This window comes from Streptomyces canus (assembly GCF_030816965.1).
In the GTDB taxonomy this organism is placed as follows: domain Bacteria; phylum Actinomycetota; class Actinomycetes; order Streptomycetales; family Streptomycetaceae; genus Streptomyces; species Streptomyces canus_E.
In genome coordinates this window covers 2,107,078-2,124,784 of record NZ_JAUSYQ010000002.1, presented here as the reverse complement: position 1 = coordinate 2,124,784, position 17,707 = coordinate 2,107,078, and the positions used below count along the sequence as shown (strand labels likewise).

Annotated in this window: 16 protein-coding genes; 6 read left to right on the top strand and 10 right to left on the bottom strand. The window is 70.7% G+C overall.

What is annotated here, in order from left to right; genetic code table 11:
- Positions 1–79 precede the first annotated feature (79 nt).
- Positions 80–682, bottom strand: a complete 603-nt coding sequence (locus QF027_RS10740) for a hypothetical protein (RefSeq protein WP_306983761.1) — start codon at positions 680–682, stop codon at positions 80–82.
- Between the two features lie 233 nt (positions 683–915).
- Here QF027_RS10740 and QF027_RS10735 point away from each other — a divergent pair, with 233 nt between their 5' ends.
- Complete coding sequence (locus tag QF027_RS10735) at positions 916–3,702, top strand: penicillin acylase family protein (RefSeq protein ID WP_307074147.1); 2,787 nt, start codon at positions 916–918, stop codon at positions 3,700–3,702.
- Between the two features lie 19 nt (positions 3,703–3,721).
- Here the strand turns inward: QF027_RS10735 and QF027_RS10730 are convergent, their stop codons facing one another.
- Both QF027_RS10730 and QF027_RS10725 read right to left on the bottom strand, forming a co-directional pair.
- The gene (locus QF027_RS10730; RefSeq protein WP_307074145.1) at positions 3,722–5,035 is read right to left on the bottom strand and encodes a serine-threonine protein kinase; all 1,314 of its coding nucleotides are present in this window, start codon (positions 5,033–5,035) and stop codon (positions 3,722–3,724) included.
- 72 nt (positions 5,036–5,107) lie between these two features.
- Positions 5,108–6,340, bottom strand: a complete 1,233-nt coding sequence (locus tag QF027_RS10725) for an exo-beta-N-acetylmuramidase NamZ family protein (protein WP_307074143.1) — start codon at positions 6,338–6,340, stop codon at positions 5,108–5,110.
- A 113-nt stretch (positions 6,341–6,453) separates the two neighbouring features.
- On the opposite strand from QF027_RS10725, the gene QF027_RS10720 reads away from it, so the two are divergent.
- From QF027_RS10720 to QF027_RS10710, 3 genes are read left to right on the top strand one after another with little or no spacing between them, the layout of a single operon-like run.
- On the top strand, positions 6,454–7,227 hold the full coding sequence (locus QF027_RS10720) for an SDR family oxidoreductase (RefSeq protein WP_306983769.1): 774 nt from the start codon (positions 6,454–6,456) through the stop codon (positions 7,225–7,227).
- Positions 7,224–8,891 carry a class I adenylate-forming enzyme family protein gene (locus QF027_RS10715; RefSeq protein ID WP_307074141.1) on the top strand — a complete coding sequence of 556 codons (1,668 nt, stop codon included), beginning with the start codon at positions 7,224–7,226 and terminating at the stop codon, positions 8,889–8,891. The genes QF027_RS10720 and QF027_RS10715 overlap by 4 nt, the downstream gene beginning before the upstream one ends.
- A 26-nt stretch (positions 8,892–8,917) precedes the next feature.
- The gene (locus QF027_RS10710; RefSeq protein WP_007380924.1) at positions 8,918–9,511 is read left to right on the top strand and encodes a TetR/AcrR family transcriptional regulator; all 594 of its coding nucleotides are present in this window, start codon (positions 8,918–8,920) and stop codon (positions 9,509–9,511) included.
- A gap of 8 nt (positions 9,512–9,519) precedes the next feature.
- Here QF027_RS10710 and QF027_RS10705 read toward each other — a convergent pair whose 3' ends face one another.
- The 7 genes from QF027_RS10705 to QF027_RS10675 form a co-directional block, all read right to left on the bottom strand.
- Positions 9,520–10,734, bottom strand: coding sequence for an acyl-CoA dehydrogenase family protein (locus QF027_RS10705; protein ID WP_306983775.1), 1,215 nt, complete (start codon positions 10,732–10,734; stop codon positions 9,520–9,522).
- Positions 10,735–10,739: 5 nt separating this feature from the next.
- Complete coding sequence (locus tag QF027_RS10700) at positions 10,740–11,783, bottom strand: phosphotransferase family protein (RefSeq protein WP_306983776.1); 1,044 nt, start codon at positions 11,781–11,783, stop codon at positions 10,740–10,742.
- 155 nt (positions 11,784–11,938) lie between these two features.
- Positions 11,939–12,235, bottom strand: coding sequence for a hypothetical protein (locus tag QF027_RS10695; protein ID WP_307074139.1), 297 nt, complete (start codon positions 12,233–12,235; stop codon positions 11,939–11,941).
- A 150-nt stretch (positions 12,236–12,385) separates the two neighbouring features.
- Positions 12,386–12,709, bottom strand: coding sequence for a DUF202 domain-containing protein (locus QF027_RS10690; protein WP_306983781.1), 324 nt, complete (start codon positions 12,707–12,709; stop codon positions 12,386–12,388).
- A complete protein-coding gene (locus QF027_RS10685) occupies positions 12,706–13,098 on the bottom strand; it encodes a YidH family protein (RefSeq protein WP_306983783.1) in 393 nt (130 codons plus the stop codon). Before QF027_RS10685 ends, QF027_RS10690 begins: the two co-directional genes overlap by 4 nt.
- Before the next feature lie 50 nt (positions 13,099–13,148).
- Positions 13,149–13,664: an NUDIX hydrolase gene (locus QF027_RS10680; protein ID WP_306983785.1), complete on the bottom strand. Its 516-nt coding sequence runs from the start codon at positions 13,662–13,664 to the stop codon at positions 13,149–13,151.
- 101 nt (positions 13,665–13,765) lie between these two features.
- The gene (locus QF027_RS10675) at positions 13,766–14,659 is read right to left on the bottom strand and encodes a DMT family transporter (protein WP_306983788.1); all 894 of its coding nucleotides are present in this window, start codon (positions 14,657–14,659) and stop codon (positions 13,766–13,768) included.
- 473 nt (positions 14,660–15,132) lie between these two features.
- On the opposite strand from QF027_RS10675, the gene QF027_RS10670 reads away from it, so the two are divergent.
- Together QF027_RS10670 and QF027_RS10665 are read left to right on the top strand one after the other, a co-directional pair.
- Positions 15,133–16,083 carry a hypothetical protein gene (locus QF027_RS10670; RefSeq protein ID WP_307074137.1) on the top strand — a complete coding sequence of 317 codons (951 nt, stop codon included), beginning with the start codon at positions 15,133–15,135 and terminating at the stop codon, positions 16,081–16,083.
- Positions 16,084–16,112: 29 nt separating this feature from the next.
- Positions 16,113–17,645 (top strand): APC family permease, encoded by a 1,533-nt coding sequence (locus QF027_RS10665; protein WP_307074135.1) that lies wholly within the window; start codon positions 16,113–16,115, stop codon positions 17,643–17,645.
- The last annotated feature ends 62 nt before the right edge of the window (positions 17,646–17,707 follow it).

Genomic DNA, 17,707 nt, shown 5'->3' with positions numbered 1-17,707 from the left:
CCAGGCGGCACCGACGGTTCAAGCCCGTCAAAACAGGGGGTGCGGCATCCCCGGCGCACCCCCGGTGCGCCCACACGCTCTAGGCCGACATCAGCAACCGTCCGCGCCTGGCGTCCGCCAGGGCCTCGGGTGTGAGCACGGGCCGCGGCACCAGGATCCCGCAGTCCGTGCAGACCGGTCCGGTCGAGGGTTCGTGGTCCAGTTCGTACTTCCAGACGAGCCGCTCTCCGTCGCACACCGGGCACACCGCGCCCGGTTCGCGCTCCAGCGCGGAGATCAGCCTGCGCAGCACCTGGGCCAGCGAGTCATCGGGATGCACCCGGGGATCGTCGCACCATGCGACTCCGAAACCGCCCCAGGTCAGCCGGTGCCAGTCGTCCACACTGCCCGGCCTGCGCAACCCGTCGTGCTTCTCCTTCTTGCGTCGCTCGGCGAACTCGACCTCGTAGGCCAGCCAGACCGAACGTGCCTCCTCCAACTCCTCCAGTGCGGCCACGAGCCGCGCTGGGTCGGGGGAGCGGTCCTCGGGACCAAATCCCGCCCGGGAGCACAAGTGGTCCCAGGTCGCCCTGTGCCCGTAAGGAGCGAACCGCTCAAGGCACTTGCGCAGCGAGTAGCGCCGAAGCGCCAGATCGCACCGCGGATCCCGCACCTGTCTCGCCAGACTCCGGAAACCGGCCATCGCCCTGCACCTCCGTCACACCTGCACCTGTACTTCGGTCACTTCGGCGTCGTCGTGCGGACTTCGCACGACGTTGCCGAATAGACGTATCGACAAGCGATTTGGCTCCATCCGATTTCCGATGCCCCCCATAAGCTCGAGAACCCCTGCCAAAACTTGACGCATGCTCATCTTCAATCCCGGGGATACCGGCGGTAACGTCCGGCCACACCCCCCCGTCGGTTGGAGCTGCCATGCCACGGCGCACCTCACGCACCACCCTCGACAGACTGAGAACTCCCGGCAGACTCACCGGGTTCCTGAAGTCCGCATCCATATGCGTCCTGATTGCCGGTCTTTTGTCCCCGCTGGCCCAGACGGCGTCGGCCGCCGAGGCCACGGCGGCGAACGACTACTGCGGCGGCCAGTGTTCCGACATCCTGCCGCCCGGCGAGAACGGCAACGCGACCCTCGCCCAAGTCCTCCTCAACCAGGCCTTCGGCACCCAGCCCGACCACGCCGAGGACCAGCTCGGCCCGTACGCCAACCTGGCCAAGGGCTACTCGGCGCTCACCAACTCCACGATCAACACCTTCTTCAACGACGCGTCGTTCGGGGTCCCGTCCGATCAAGTCGCCTCCACCCTGAGTCCCGCGGGCCGCACCGACGTGACGATCGTCCGTGACAAGAAGACGGGCGTGCCGCACATCACCGGTACCACCAGATACGGCACCGAGTTCGGCGCAGGCTATGCGGCCGCCCAGGACCGGCTGTGGCTCATGGACGTCTTCCGGCACGTCGGTCGCGGCCAGCTCACCGCCTTCGCGGGCGGCGCCGCCTCCAACCAGGGCCTGGAACAGCAGTTCTGGCGCAACGCGCCCTACAGCGAGACCGACCTCCAGGCGCAGATCGACAACGCGGTCGCGAACAACGGCGCCCGCGGCCGGCAGGCACTCGCCGACGCCAACGCCTACCTTGCGGGCATCAACTCCTACATCGACGCCTCCGACAGCGGCCGCTACTTCCCCGGCGAGTACGTCCTGACCGGCCACAAGGACTCGGTCACCAACGCCGGCACCATCGACCACTTCAAGATCACCGACCTGGTCGCGCTGGCCTCCGTCATCGGCGCCCTGTTCGGTTCCGGGGGCGGCGGCGAGGTCAACAACGCGATCTCGCTGATGGCCGCCCAGGAGCGGTACGGCGTGACGAAGGGCACCGAGGTCTGGGAGTCCTTCCGCGAGCGCAACGACCCCGAGGCGGTCCTCACCGTCCACAACGGCGAGAGCTTTCCGTACGCCGCCAAGCCCGCGAACGCGCAGGGCCAGGCGCTGCCCGACGCCGGTTCGGTGACCACGGAGCCCCTGGTCCACGACGCCACGGGCACCGGCTCCGACCAGAGCGCGAGCGCGGCCTCCGCCACGGCGACCGCGAACGCCCTCACCTCGGCCAAGCGCGGCATGTCCAACGCCCTGGTCGTCAGCGGCAAGTACACGGCCAGCGGCCACCCGGTCGCCGTCTTCGGACCGCAGACCGGCTACTTCGCGCCCCAGCTCCTCATGCTCCAGGAGATCCAGGGCCCCGGCATCAGCGCCCGCGGCGCCTCCTTCGCGGGCCTGAGCATGTACGTGGAACTGGGCCGCGGCCAGGACTACTCCTGGTCCGCCACGACCTCCGGCCAGGACATCATCGACACCTACGCCGTCGAGCTGTGCCAGGACGACTACCACTACCTCTACCACGGCACCTGCACGGCCATGGAGAAGATCGAGCAGAAGAACTCCTGGGCCCCGACCACGGCCGACGGCACCGCCGCGGGGTCGTACACCATGAGGGTCTGGCGCACGAAATACGGTCCTGTCGAGTACCGGGCGACCGTCGGCGGCAAGAAGGTCGCCTACACCACCCTGCGCTCCTCCTACCTGCACGAGGCCGACTCGATCATCGGTTTCCAGATGCTGAACGACCCGGACTACGTCAAGAGCCCGCAGACCTTCCAGAGCGCGGTGCAGCACATCAACTACACCTTCAACTGGTTCTACGCCGACTCCACGCACACCGCGTACTACAACAGCGGGAACAACCCGGAGCGCGCGTCCGGCGTCGACGCCGAGTTCCCGGTGTGGGCACAGGCGGCGTACGAGTGGAAGAACTGGAACCCGACGACGAACACCGCCGACTACACGCCGGCCTCCGCGCACCCCAACTCGATCGACCAGGACTATTACGTCTCCTGGAACAACAAACAGGCGCTCGACTATGCGACGGCCTCCTGGGGCGACGGGTCCGTGCATCGCGGCAATCTGCTGGAAGACCGCGTGAAGAAGCTGGTGGCCGCGGGCGGGGTCACCCGGGCCTCGCTGGTGAAGGCCATGGCGGACGCGTCCCTCGCCGACCTGCGCGCGGAGGACGTCCTCCCGGACCTGCTCAAGGTGATCAACAGCTCGACGGTCACCGACTCCACGGCCGCGGCCGCGGTGAGCAAGCTCCAGACGTGGCTGACGGCCGGCGGCAAGCGCACCGAGACGTCGGCGGGTTCGAAGAAGTACGCCGACGCCGACGCGATCCGCCTCCTGGACGCGTGGTGGCCGCTGCTGGCGCAGGGCATCTTCGAACCAGGCCTCGGCACCGGCCTGTACACCGCCTTCCAGGCCAACCTGCCCGTCGACGAGTCTCCTTCAGCCGCGCACGGACCCACCGGCGCGCACGCGGGCAGCTCCTTCCAGTACGGCTGGTGGAGCTACGTCGACAAGGACGTCCGCGCGGTGCTCGGTGAGAACGTGCGGGGTCCGCTGGCCGACAAGTACTGCGGCGGCGGCAGCCTCAGCGCCTGCCGGGACATCCTGATCAGCACCCTGAAGACCGCGGCCGGCAAGACCGCGGCGCAGGTCTACCCCGGCGACGACCTGTGCTCGGCGGGCGACCAGTGGTGCGCCGACTCGATCGTGCAGCGCACCCTGGGAGGCATCAAGCACTACAACATCAGCTGGCAGAACCGTCCGACCTTCCAGCAGGTGGTGGAGTTCACTTCGCACCGGTAGACCGACGGCCGGCGGCGGGTCAGCGGATACGGCCCGCCGCCAGCACCAGGTGGGCCAGTTCGCGGTGGCAGATGTCGCTGTGCGCGCCCGAGGGCGGTCCGCCGCGCCTGACGACGACCGCCGCGTCGACGTTCACGCAGCCCTTCGCGGGCAGCTTCCTGACGGCGTCGGCCAGCTTGCAGGACGGCGTGTCCGGCACCGCCTGCACGCCGTCGTGGCCCATCGCCCCCCACTTGGCGCCCAGGGTCCGGCCGAGGTCGAAGGCCGCCACGCCCTGGGCGTCACCCGCCATGCGCGAGGCCAGCGGATACAGGGTGCCGAGCGCCGAGTCATGCCTGGAGAAGCAGCACACGAGCGGCCCGTCGACGCGGTTCTGCTGTCCTTGGAGCACACCTCCCGCGCGCGTGTCGTGCGGCAGCCGGGTCGCGAACGCGTAGTGCGAGAAGGCCCCTTGGAGCAGCGTGACGGACTTGACCGTTCGCACCCCCTCCGGCAGCCCGCGCAGTGCGAACGACACCAGCCGCCCCCCGAAGCTGTGCCCCACGAGGTGCACCCGCACCCCGGGCGCCGCCTTCGCGAGCTGCCCGATCACCCGGCCGAGCCCGCGCTCGCCCACCGTGCCCGCGCGCCGCTTCATCGCGTAGTACGTCCCCTGCCGCAGCAGCTCGTGCGCACCGTCCCACGGGTTGGGAATCGTGAACTCCTGTACCCCGTCCGGGGATTCGAGATGGGCGAGGGCCCGCGCGAACTCCCCGCACACCGTCGCCGCGGACCCGGCGAACATCTCCGGCTCGTCCTGCGGCACCCCCTCCGCCAGCGTGTCCGCCCCGAACAACGCCTGAGGCCCGGGCGGCACGACCTCCACGAGCATCCGCACCAGCCGCCCGAACTCCTCCAGCTCCGCCTCTTCAGGAGGTTGCTGATCGAGCAATCGGGACAACTGGTCGATCACGGTGGCCCGGCCCGGGAAGGTCTCGAGCAGTGCGTGCCGGGTGTCCTTGTCGAGCACCGGACGCGGCGGCATCTCGGCGGCCACGGACCTCGGGAAGTCCGGGATCGGCTCGTCGGAGAACCGCATCGACGGCCATACGACCCCCACGTACCCGAGTCTCGCCGTCGGCGCGAGTTGCGGGAACGGGGCGAAGAAGCGGCTGTAGAGCCGGGTCGCCCCAGAGCGGTCGCTGTTCCAGCCGTGCGAGAAGACGACCAGGTCGTTGACGCCCCGGTCCACCACCTCCGCGAGCAGCCGGTCCCGCCGGCCGGGGTCCGGGTCGCCGTCCGCGTCGAACGTCAGCTCCCAGTACGGTGTCACGCTCATCGCCGGATCCGCCATCACCGACCCCCTCGTCCCCCGTAGTGGTGCGCATCGTCCTACTGCCGGGCGAAGTTGGCCATACTCTACGGCTCATCCGTAGAGGAGGTAATTCTTTCGAATCCGCCGGAAAGCCGTCAGCTCCTCCCGCCAGCCCGCCACGACCTCGTCGGCACCGGCGCCGGCGTCGATCATCGTGCGGACCCGGGTGGAGCCGGTGAGCTTGTCGATCCAGTTGTCCGCGCGCCAACCGAAGCCGGACCAGGCCTTCTTGGCGGTCACGAGCAGGGCGATACCGGTGCGGACGGGGTCGTAGGCGAGCCGGTCGTGGACGTGGATCTGTACGCCGCCGACCGTCTTGCCCTGGAACTTGGAGAAGGTGGGGGCGAAGTAGGCCTCCCTGAAGTGCACGCCGGACAGACCGAGTTCGTTGGCGGCGGCGGCCCAGCGGCCGTCCATGCCCTCCGCGCCCAGCAGTTCGAAGGGGCGGGTGGTGCCGCGGCCTTCCGAGAGGTTCGTGCCCTCGAAGAGACAGGTGCCGGAGTACACCAGGGCGGTGTCGGGGGTCGGCATGTTCGGGCTCGGGGGGACCCAGGGGAGGTTCCAGGCGTCGTAGAACTCCGAGCGCTTCCAGCCCGTCATCAGGACCGTGTCCAGGGGGACGGGCGAGGTGAGGAACTCACCGTTGAAGAGACGGGCCAGCTCCGCGACGGTCATCCCGTGTGCCTGGGAGATGGGCGCTCTGCCCACGAAGGTCGCGAACTCCTTGTGCAGGACCGGGCCCTGGGCCGCACGGCCGGTGACCGGATTCGGGCGGTCCAGGACGACGAAGCGTTTGCCCGCGAGCCGGGCCGCCTCCATGCAGTCGTACAGGGTCCAGATGTACGTGTAGAAGCGCGCGCCCACGTCCTGGATGTCGAAGACGATCGTGTCCACGCCGGAGGCGGTGAAGATGTCGGCGAGGGGCCCGCCGCTCTTGAGGTACGTGTCGTAGACGGGGAGGCCGGTCGCGGGGTCGTCGTAGCGGCCTTCGGAGCCGCCCGCCTGCGCGGTGCCCCGGAAGCCGTGTTCGGGGCCGAAGACGGCCGTCAGGTCGACGCGGGGGTCGGTGTGCATCACGTCGACGATGTGCCGGACGTCTCGGGTGACGCCGGTGGGGTTGGTGACGATGCCGATACGCTCGCCGCGGAGTTGTTCGTAGCCGGATGCGGCGAGGTTCTCGAAGCCGGTTCGCCTGCGGGGCTTGGCCGCGGAGGCGGGTGGAGCGGCGGTGAGTGAGGCTGCTGCCGTTGTCGCTGCGAGGAGAGCTCGTCTGGATAGGCGCATGAGGTGCACGGTAGGCGCCGGCGCGGGTTGTGGGGAGGTTTCTCTCACCCTTTCCTTCAACATACCGACCGGTTAGTCTGGGCCGGCAGTCGAGCCGCAGTCGAAGGAGACCGATGGTGGAAGCCCTGCAGGGTGCCGGAGTGGTTGTGACCGGAGCGGGAGGTGGCATCGGGGCCGCGCTGGCCCGGCGGTTTGCTGCGGAAGGGGCCCGGGTCGTCGTCAATGACCTCGATGCCGGCCGCGCGAAGGCCGTGGCCGAGGAGATCGGGGGCATCGCCGTCGCCGGGGACGCCTCCGCCGTCGTCTCCGACGCCCGCGACGCGCTCGGCGGCGACGTCGACGTCTACTGCGCCAACGCCGGTGTCGCCTTCGGCGGAGGGAACGCCGACGAGCCGCTCGACGAGACCGGCTGGGCCACCTCCTGGGACGTGAACGTCATGGCGCACGTGCGGGCCGCCCACGCGCTGCTTCCGGGGTGGCTGGAGCGGGGGAGCGGGCGGTTCGTGTCGACCGTTTCCGCCGCAGGGCTGCTGACCATGATCGGGGCCGCTCCTTACGCCGTCACCAAGCACGGCGCGTACGCCTTCGCCGAGTATCTGTCGCTGACCTACCGGCACCGGGGGATCAAGGTGCACGCGATCTGTCCGCAGGGCGTGCGGACCGACATGCTCGCGGCCACCGGGACCGCGGGGGACCTGGTGCTCCAGCCGACCGCCGTCGAACCGGAGGATGTGGCCGAGGCGCTGTTCCGCGGGATCGAGGAGGACCGGTTCCTGATCCTGCCGCACCCGGAGGTCGCCGAGTACTACCAGGCGCGGGCCGCCGACCCCGACCGCTGGCTGGCCGGCATGAACCACCTCCAGCGCAAGTGGGAGGAGGTCCGATGAGCGAGTCCTCTTACGCCGCCAAGCCCTGGCTGGCGCTGCTCAGCGAGGCCCAGCGCGGGCCGGTCGAACCCGAAGACTCGCTGGTGCACGTCCTGCGGCGGGCCGTCGCCGAGGCGCCGGAGCGGCCCTTCCTCGCCTACTTCGACGGGCGGCTCAGCTATCGCGAGGTCGACGAGCTGAGCGACTCCGTCGCCGGGCACCTCGCCGCTCGCGGTCTGGAGCGCGGGGACCGGGTGGCGGTCCTGCTCCAGAACTCCCCGCTCTTCGTGCTCGCGCTGCTCGGTGCCTGGAAGGCGGGCGCGGTCGTCGTGCCCGTCAACCCCATGTACAAGTCGGGGGAGGTCGGCCATGTCCTGCGGGACGGTGAGGTGGCCGCGCTGATCTGCTCCGACCGGGCCTGGGAGTCGTATCTGCGCGAGACGGCGGCCGGTTCGCCGGTGCGGATCGTGCTGACCGGGTGCGAGTTGCATTTCCAGACCCGCGGGGACGCGCGCGTGCTCACCTTCGAGCGGCTGCCGCAGGCCGAGGACGCCGACGACCTGGTCGCCGTCGCCCGGGCCGGGCATAAGGCGCCCGAAGGGCGGGACGTCACACCCTCCGACATCGCGTTGATCAGCTACACCTCGGGGACGAGCGGCACACCCAAGGGCGCCACCAACACGCACGGCAACATCATGTACAACGCCGAGCGGCAGCGCACCGGACTCGGGTTGCCCGAGGCGCCCGTCTACTTCGCGCTGGCGCCCCTGTTCCACATCACCGGGATGGTCTGCCAGCTCGGGGCGTGTCTGAACAGCGTGGGCACGCTCGTGCTGGCGTACCGCTTCGAGGCGGGTGTCGTCCTGGAGGCCTTCGCCGAGCATCGGCCGCACTACACGGTCGGCCCGTCGACCGCCTTCATGGCCCTGGCCGCCCACCCGGACGTCACCCGCGAGCACTTCTCGTCGTTCGTCAACATCTCCTCGGGCGGAGCCCCGCTGCCGCCCGCCCTGGTGGAGAAGTTCCGGGCCGGCTTCGGGCCGTACATCCGCAACGGCTACGGGCTGACCGAGTGCTCCGCGCCCTGCGCCTCCGTGCCGCCGGAGCGGGAGGCGCCCGTCGACCCGGTGTCCGGGACGCTCGCCGTGGGTGTGCCGGGGCCAGAGACGGTCGTACGGATCGTCGACGACAGCGGTGCCGAGGTGCCCTTCGGCGAGCAGGGCGAGATCGTCGTGCGCGGGCCGCAGGTGGTGCCCGGCTACTGGCGACGGCCGGAGGCGACCGCTGAGACCTTCCCGGACGGTGAGCTGCGCACGGGTGACATCGGTTTCATGGACCCGCAGGGCTGGCTGTACGTCGTGGACCGCAAGAAGGACATGATCAACGCGTCCGGCTTCAAGGTGTGGCCGCGCGAGGTCGAGGACGTGCTGTACACGCATCCGGCGGTGCGCGAGGCGGCCGTCGTCGGAGTGCCCGACGGGTACCGCGGGGAGACCGTCAAGGCGTACATCAGCCTCCGTCCGGGTGCGGAAACCGACCCCGATGCGCTCGCCGCGTACTGCAAGGAGAGACTGGCGGCCTACAAATACCCGCGGCAGGTGGAGATCCTGCCCGACTTGCCGAAGACGGCCAGTGGGAAGATCCTCCGGCGGGAACTCCGTTCCCCACCGCACAACAGCGAATGACCTCTCGAAAGGCAGGTGGCGGCACAGTGCCCAGGACGACGGACGGAGACGGTACGCCCGTCCCGCAGCGGCTGCTGGCCGCCGCCACCCGGCTCTTCGCCGAGCAGGGCTACGACCGCACCTCCGTGCAGGAGATCGTCGAGGCGGCCGGCGTCACCAAGGGGGCGCTGTACCACTACTTCGGCTCCAAGGACGACCTCCTGCACGAGGTGTACGCGCGCGTGCTGCGCGTGCAGCAGGAGCGCCTCGACGCGCTCGCGAACGCCGACGAGCCGATCGAGAAGCGGCTTCGGGCGGCGGCGGCCGACGTCGTCGTCACCACGATCGAGAACCTCGACGACGCGATGATCTTCTTCCGCTCGATGCACCACCTGAGCCCCGAGAAGAACAAGCAGGTGCGCGCCGAGCGGCGGAAGTACCACGAGCGGTTCCGCGCGCTCATCGAGGAGGGCCAGGAAGCGGGCGTCTTCTCGAAGGCGACCCCGGCCGATCTCGTCGTGGACTACCACTTCGGGTCCGTCCACCACCTGTCGACCTGGTACCGCCCGGACGGCCCGATGGGCCCGCAGGAGGTGGCCGACCACCTGGCCGACCTCCTCCTGCGGGCCCTGCGGCCGTAGAGCGCCTCCTAGAGGTACTTCTTCAGCTCCCGTCGCGCGAGTGAGCGCTGGTGGACCTCGTCCGGGCCGTCCGCGATCATCAGGGTGCGGGCGCCGGCGTACAGCTCGGCCAGCGGGAAGTCCTGGCTGACGCCGCCCGCACCGTGCAGCTGGATCGCCCGGTCGATGATGTCGACGACCGCGCGGGGCGTGGCGATCTTGATGGACTGGATCTCGGTGTGGGCACCCCGGTTGCCGACGGTGTCCATCAGCCAGGCCGTCTTCAGGACCAGCAGGCGGAGCTGCTCGACGGTCACGCGTGCGTCGGCGATCCAGTTGTGGACCACGCCCTGCTGGGCCAGCGCCTTGCCGAAGGCGTCGCGGGAGACCGCGCGGCGGCACATCAGCTCGATCGCCCGCTCGGCCATGCCGATCAGCCGCATGCAGTGGTGGATCCGGCCGGGGCCGAGGCGGGCCTGGGCGATGGCGAAGCCGCCGCCCTCCTCGCCGATGAGGTTCGAGGCCGGTACGCGCGCGTGGTCGAAGATCACCTCGGCGTGGCCGCCGTGGGAGTGGTCCTCGTAGCCGAAGACCCGCATCGCCCGCCTGACCGTGACGCCGGGGGTGTCCCGGGGGACCAGGATCATGGACTGCTGGCGGCGGATGTCCTCACCGTCCGGGTCGGTCTTGCCCATCACGATGAAGATCTTGCAGTCCGGGTTCATCGCCCCGGAGATGTACCACTTGCGGCCGGTGACGACGTACTCGTCGCCGTCGCGCTCGATGTACGTGGTGATGTTCGTGGCATCGGAGGACGCGACCTCCGGCTCGGTCATCGCGAACGCCGAGCGGATCTCACCGGCCAGCAGCGGCTCCAGCCACTGCTTCTTCTGCTGCTCGTCACCGAACTGCGAGAGCACCTCCATGTTGCCGGTGTCGGGCGCCGCGCAGTTCAGCGCGGTGGGCGCGAGCTGCGGGGAGCGGCCGGTGATCTCGGCGAGCGGGGCGTACTGGAGGTTGGTGAGGCCGGCGCCGTACTCGGCGTCGGGCAGGAAGAGGTTCCACAGGCCCTGCCTGCGCGCCTCGGCCTTGAGTTCCTCGACGACGGCCGGGGTGTCCCACGGCGAGGCCAGCAGGGCGCGCTGCTCCTCCGCGACGGCCTCGGCGGGGTAGACGTACTCGTCCATGAAGGCGAGCAGCTTGGCGCGCAGCTCCTCGGTGCGCGCGTCGAACGCGAAGTCCATGCGGATCAGCCTTCCTGGATGCCGTCGTGAAGCGTGGTCAGACCGTGCTGGATGAAGACCGGAACGAGGTCGCCGATGCGGTCGAAACCGCGGCCGACCGTCTGGCCCAGGGTGTAGCGGTAGTGGATGCCCTCCAGGATCACGGCGAGCTTGAACCAGGCGAACGCCGTGTACCAGGACACCGCGGAGACGTCCCGCCCGGAGCGCTCGGCGTACCGGGCGACCAGTTCGGCCGGGTCCGGGTGGCCCGGGGCCTCGGCGGTCGTGGAGACGGGGGAGTCGGGCATGCCCAGCGGCATGCTGTACATGACCAGCAGGCCGAGATCGGTGAGCGGGTCGCCGAGGGTCGACATCTCCCAGTCGAGGATCGCCTTGATCTCGTCGTCGTCGCCCATCAGGACGTTGTCGAGGCGGTAGTCGCCGTGGACGACCGTGGCCGCGGGGGACTGCGGGAGACGGCGGCCGAGAGTCGCGTGCAGCTCGTCGATGCCGGCCAGGTCGCGATTGCGGGAAGCGTCCAGCTGCTTGCCCCAGCGGCGCAGCTGGCGGTCCAGGAAGCCCTCCGGGCGGCCGAAGTCCGCGAGGCCCACCCCGGCGGGGTCCACCGCGTGCAGCTCGACCAGGGTGTCGACGAGGGACAGCACGGCGTCGCGGGTGCGCTCGGGCCCGAGGGGGGCGAGCTCGTCGGCGGTGCGGTACGGGGTGCCCTCGACGAACTCCATGACGTAGAAGGGCGAGCCGGGCACCGCCCCGTTCTCGGGGTTCTCGCACAGCAGGACCGCGTTCGGCACCGGCACGTTCGTGGGATGCAGGGCGCTGATGACCCGGTGTTCGCGCTTCATGTCGTGCGCGGTGGCCAGGACATGGCCCAGCGGGGGCCGCCGTACGACCCACTTCGACGTGCCGTCCGACACCGCGTAGGTGAGATTCGACCGTCCGCCCTCGATCAGCCGGCCGGTCAGAGGGCCGTGCACCAGGCCGGGCCGCTCGCGGTCGAGCAGGCCGCGCAGCCGGTCGAGATCGAGTCCTGGTGGATGATCGGGGCTCATCTGTGCTCCTTACGCGCGCGTGAACGGTCCCGACCATCATGCCGACTGGTCGGTATGTCGTCCAGGGGGGGAGGGGAACGTGATCCGGGCCACGATAGGCCGACAGCTCCCCGCGCGGTGCGTCGGGGAGCCGTCGGCGGTGCTTTCCGGTCGGGTCAGTGGTCGTCCCAGTGGCCGTCGTGGGCGGCGTGCCGGTGGCCGTCGTGGACGTAGTCGACATGGTCGCCGTGCAGGACGCTCTCGTGTCCGCAGTCCTGGCCGTGCCGGTGCTCGTGACCGTCGTGCGAGACATGTCCACCGGGTTCGCACTCGTCCCAGTGGCCCTCGTGCTCGCGGTGCAGATGACCGTCGTGCGCGTAGTCGACGTGGTCCTCGTGCGGCACCTCGGCGTGTCCGCAGTCCGGGCCGTGGGTGTGCGCGTGCGAGGCGTGTTCGTGGTGGAGGGTGGTCATGGTGCTCACCTTCGAAGCGACGGGCGATGACGTCGGACAGGCTGTCACGCGAAAGGTGCGTATGCGGATATTCAGGTCTGCGTGGCGTACGGGTACCCCGTAGGGGCGAGGGTGGGCGGGGCCGGGCTCGGGTGGGGGGCGCCGAGCCGCTCAGAACACCAGTGCCGCCCCGCACACCGCCGTCGCCACCGTGCACACGACCGCCGCCGTGGCTTGTCCCGGGGTGAGGGCCCCCGGTGTGTCCGACGAGGTCAGGGTGCGGATGCGGTGGTGGGCGAGGGAGAGGAAGCCCAGCCAGAGGGCGCAGCACAGGGCGCAGGCGACGAGTGTGGCGGGGGACGGGCCGCCGTGCAGGGCCGTCTTCATGGCGAGTACCGCGGAGACGGTGCCCGAGAGGGTCGTACGGCGCCAGGCGAGCCTGGTGCGTTCGGGCTGGAGCCCCGGGTCGCGCTCCGCGGCGGCGGCCTCGCTCATCCCTCCCACCCGACGAGCACCACGACGACCATGGCCACGGCCACCACCGCGACCACCAGGCTCAGCAGCGCCGGGAACCGGGACACCGGCAGATCCTCGCCCCGCCGCATCGCCCGCTCGCACCGCACCCAGTGGTTGACCGCCCGCAACGAGCACAGCACGCCCGCCGCGAGCAGCACGAGTGCCAGGCCCACCCGCCAGCCCCAGCGCAGATCCGGCAGGAACTGGTCCACGGCGAAGCCGCCGCCGATCAGTGCGAGCGCGGTGCGCAGCCAGGCCAGGAAGGTGCGTTCATTGGCCAGCGAGAACCGGTAGTCGGGGGTACGGCCCTCCTGCCGGACCTCGTCGGGGGCGAACCAGACGCGGACGTTCCGTGCGAAATCGATCACGCGCACGAGCCTATCGGCCGGGTTACCGAACGACGTGGTGCGGGCCCCGCTCAGCCCATCGACCGGTACGCCTTGAGCCGCTCGTAGGCGGCCAGCCCGTCCGGCACCCACTCCCAGTCCCGCAGGCGCAGCTCCACCTCGTCCTCCGGCAGGAAGTCGTACCAGGCGACCTCCTCGACCTGGGGGCTGACCGGGAGCTCGCAGCGGACCTCGTAGACCGCGGACCACCAGGTCCGGCCGGCCCCGTCGTCGTACAGGAACTTGAAGAGGAACTCCGGGCGGGGCAGCCCGCTCACGCCGAGTTCCTCTTCGGCCTCGCGCAGGGCCGCGTCGTCGTAGGACTCGCCCGCGCCGACCACTCCGCCGACGAACATGTCGTAGAGCGACGGGAAGACGAGTTTCGTCGGAGTGCGGCGGTGGACGAAGAGGCGGCCCTCGGCGTCTGTGGCCCGGATGAAGACGCAGCGGTGGCGCAGCCCCTCGGCGTAGGCCTCGCCGCGTGGGGACTGGGCGACGACGTTGTCGTTCTCGTCGACGATGTCGAGGATCTCGTCAGCAGCGCTCATGCCCCTATCCAAGCAGCAGCGCTCATGCCCCATCCAAGCAACAGCGCTCATGCCCCTATCCAAGCAGCAGCGCCCGTGCCGTCCGTCCCGGCGGGCGCGCGTCAGCTCGGCTGGAGGTCGCGCGCAGGTTCCGACCGGGCGGCCCCGCGCGGCATCGCGGGGTGCATCCCCAGCAGCACGATGCCCGCGACGACGGCCGCGAGCCCCACCGCCTCCCAGGTCAGCGCAGCGGTGTCGGTGCGCAGCCGGTCGCCCAGGAAGCCCACCCCGCACACGATCCCGGCGAGCGGCTGGGCCGCGGTCAGCGCGGGCAGCGACATCCGCAGGGGCGCGGTTTCGAACGCGCTCTGCACCAGGACGAGGCCGGTGACCCCGAGCACCAGCACGGCGTACGGCTGCCAGCCGGTCAGCAGCTCGGCGAGGCCGCCCTCGGAGAAGCGCTGGCCGCTGACCCGGGTGAGGGCGTCCTGGACGCCGTACAGCAGACCGGCGGCCAGGGCCAGCAGGACCGGGCCCGAGCTGAGGCGGGAGCGTTTGGCGTAGGTCGTGAGCAACAGGGCGAGGCCGATCATGGCGCCGATGATCAGCCAGTGGCGGAAGGGATCGGTGACCGCCGTACCGCCGCGTGGCTCACCCGCCACGATGAACGCGGTCACCCCGCCCGCGAGCAGTGCGAGCCCCGCCCAGCCCTGGCGGCCCAGCGGCTGCTTCGTCTGCTTGCGGGAGAGGGCCAGGGCGAAGAGGAGGTTCGTGGCGAGGAGGGGTTCGACCAGGGAGACCTCGCCCTGGCCCAGCGCGATCGCGCCGAGGACCATGCCGGCCACCATCAGGCCGATACCGCCGAGCCAGCGCGGCACCTTCACCAGGTCGAGGAGCAGCCGGGGCGAGAGGAAGTCGCTCAGCGGGGCCTGACGGGCCGCGTTCTGCTGGAGCACGAAGCCGAAGCCCAGGCAACAGGCAGCACTCACGGCGAGAATCAGAACCAGAACCGACACGCTGCGTACCTCGATCGTCCGGCCGGGCGGCGGGGTGGTTGTCGCCGACTGTAGCGTCCCAGTGTCCGGCTTGCCCCTGGGAGTACCCGTATTCGGGCTGTCGACTCGGCCGCCGCCGCCGTTCTCGGCAGCGGGGGTTCCTGTCATGGTGCGGTGCGAGGAAGCGCGGCGCCATGGCGTACGCCACAGACGCGGGCGCTTGACCCGGTCCCACCAGCACCGCTTCGCCACAACTTCCTCTCAAGTATGGAGAGTTGACGCGTGTAACGCGCCTTCGGCCCTTGACGCAAACCATTGGCGGGCGGTTGGCTGTCCGTGATCAGTCGATGGCGGTGCGAATCGGCCCGCCGACCTGCCCACATCGACGGTCGGCCTGCGCGTGTCCGCCCAGGCGCCCCTTCCGCCCCACCACTTCCGTCTCGCCCTTTCGCCCCACCCGTCACGCGCCATGTTCCGTGAGGAAAACCCACACGGTGTCCCCGCCACCGCCACCCTTCGGCCGCAGTCGAAAACGCGCCGCCCAGGCCTTCGACGCGGCCCTCGACGACGCCGAACTCATCGACGCGCGTGCCGCTTTGGTGCAGGGCAGATGGCAGGCGGCCCGTGCGCTGCTCGCCCGGACGGGTGACGAGTGGGACCGGCGGGGCCACCGGATCACGGTTCTCGCCGCCGAGCCGTACAGCGACGCCTGGGCCAGGGACTGGCTGGTGGCCGAGCCGGACTCCGGCGACGCCGCCGTACTGCTCGCCCTCGCCCTGGTCCAGCGGGTGCTGCGGGGCAAGGGAAAGCCCGCCCCAGCCCGCGACGCCTGCCGGACCGCGGCCCACCGCCTGCCCGCCGACCCCACCCCCTGGCTCGGCCTGCTCCTGCTGGAGCGTGACCTCGGGGCGGCGGACGAGGTGGCCGAGGTCTTCGGCGAGATCCGGCAGCGGCACGCCGACCACCACCACGCCCACCATCTGATGGTCGCCCGGCTCGCCGAGCGCCGGGCCGAGGCGGGCCCCGATCCGCTGCACGAGGTCTATGACTTCGCCAACTGGGCCGCCGAGCAGGCCCCTGCCGACTCACCGCTCGCGATCCTGCCCGTCATCGCGCACGCCGAGCGCTACCGGGCCCTGGCCGCCGCCGGGCACGAGCCGCGCGACCCCGCCGCCTCCGGCCACTGGACCGGACGACGGGCCCGGCAGGTGATGAAGGCGGCTTTCGACTGGTGGCTGGAATGGGAGCACGAGGGCCACCCCCGCCGCCTGGTCGACCTCAACTTCCTCGCCCACGCGAAGGTCTGCGAAGGCCGCGGCGCGGAGGCCGCCGCCCTCTTCCACCGCATCGGCGAACGCCCCACCCCGGCTCCCTGGTCCTATCCGGACCACGAGCCGTACTCCGCCTTCCGTGCCGCCCGCGACCGCGCGCTCGGCACGGTGTAGCACCCCCGAACCCCAGAAGGACGGTCCCCATGGCCACCGAGAGTTCCAGCAAGAGCAGACCAGACATCAGTACGTTCAAGGGGCAGGAGCGCGCGCTGCGCGCCGGCCGCCTCGGCACCGGAGGCCTGCTGCTCTCCGTCCTCGCCGCGACCGCCCCCCTCATGGTCGTCGCGGGTGTCATGCCCACCACATTCGCGGTGATGGGGATCGTCGGCCAGCCCCTGCTCTACGTCGTCCTCGGCCTGGTCCTCGTCCTGTTCAGCGTGGGCTACGCCGAGATGAGCCGGCACGTCCACAACGCCGGCGCCTTCTACGCCTACATCTCCCGCGGCCTCGGCGGCACGGCAGGTGCGGCCGCGGCCCTCGTCGCCCTGGTCGCCTACAACGCCCTCCAGGTCGGCATCTACGGCATCTTCGGCTTCGAGGTCTCCGGGCTGTTCGCCACCTACGCCGACCTGTCGGTGGCCTGGTGGATACCGGCGCTGGTGGCCGCCCTGGTCGTCGGCGCGCTGGGCTGGCTGAAGATCGACGTCAACGCGCGTGTGCTCGGCGTCCTGCTCATCGTCGAGGTCGCCCTGGTCGTCATCTTCGACGTCGCCGCGGTCGCCGACCCCGCGGCCCAGGGCCTGTCCCTGCACGCCTTCAACCCGGACACCCTCAGCGGCGCCGGCGTCGGCACCGCCCTGTGCTTCTGCATCGCCGCCTTCCTCGGCTTCGAGCAGGCGCCCGTGTACGCCGAGGAGACCAGCCGCCCGCACATCCTGGTGCCGCGCGTGATGTTCCTGGCGGTCGGTGGCGTCGCCGTCTTCTTCGCGCTCAGCAGCTGGGCCCTCACCGTCGCCACCGGGCCCTCGGCGGTCGTCGCCGAATCGCAGAAGCAGAGCGCCGGACTGCTCTTCGGGCTCACCGAGTCCCGCCTCGGCGGCACGTTCACGGACGTCCTGCACGTGCTGTTCGTGACCGGCATGTTCGCGGCCATGCTCAGCTTCCACAACGTGGTCGCCCGCTACGCCTTCGCGATGGGCCGCGAGGGCCTGCTGCCCGCCGCCTTCGGCCGCACGAACAGTGCCAGCGGCGCGCCCGGCACCGGCTCGCTGCTCCAGACCGCCGTGTCCGTGGTGGTCGTGGTCGTCTTCGCGATCGCCGACGACAAGCCCACCGGCGACCCGACCGTGCCGGTCCTGCACCTGTTCACCTGGTTCGGCAACATCGGCTCCCTCGGCGTGATCCTGCTGATGGCGGCCGCTTCCGCCTCCGTGATCGCCTTCTTCGTCCGGCGCGGCGCGGCCGGCGCCCAGGCCTGGCGGCTGGTCACCTCGGCCCTCGCGGGGATCGCCCTGCTGGTGATCGCCGTCTACACGGTGAAGGACTTCGACGTCCTGGTCGGCGCGGGCCCGGGTTCCTCGCTGAGCTGGGTGCTGCCCGGCATCATCGGGCTCGCCGTGCTGGTGGGCCTGGCGCAGGGACTGCTCCTGCGGGCCCGCAGGCCCGAGGCGCACGCCCGGATCGGCCTCGGCAACGAGGCGTTCCAGCTGGAGAAGGCGGCGGGGGAGGTGTCCTAGCCCTCCGCGAACCGGATGCTCGCTGAGATCCGGGTGAGAAGTGGTTACAGAAGTCTGACGAG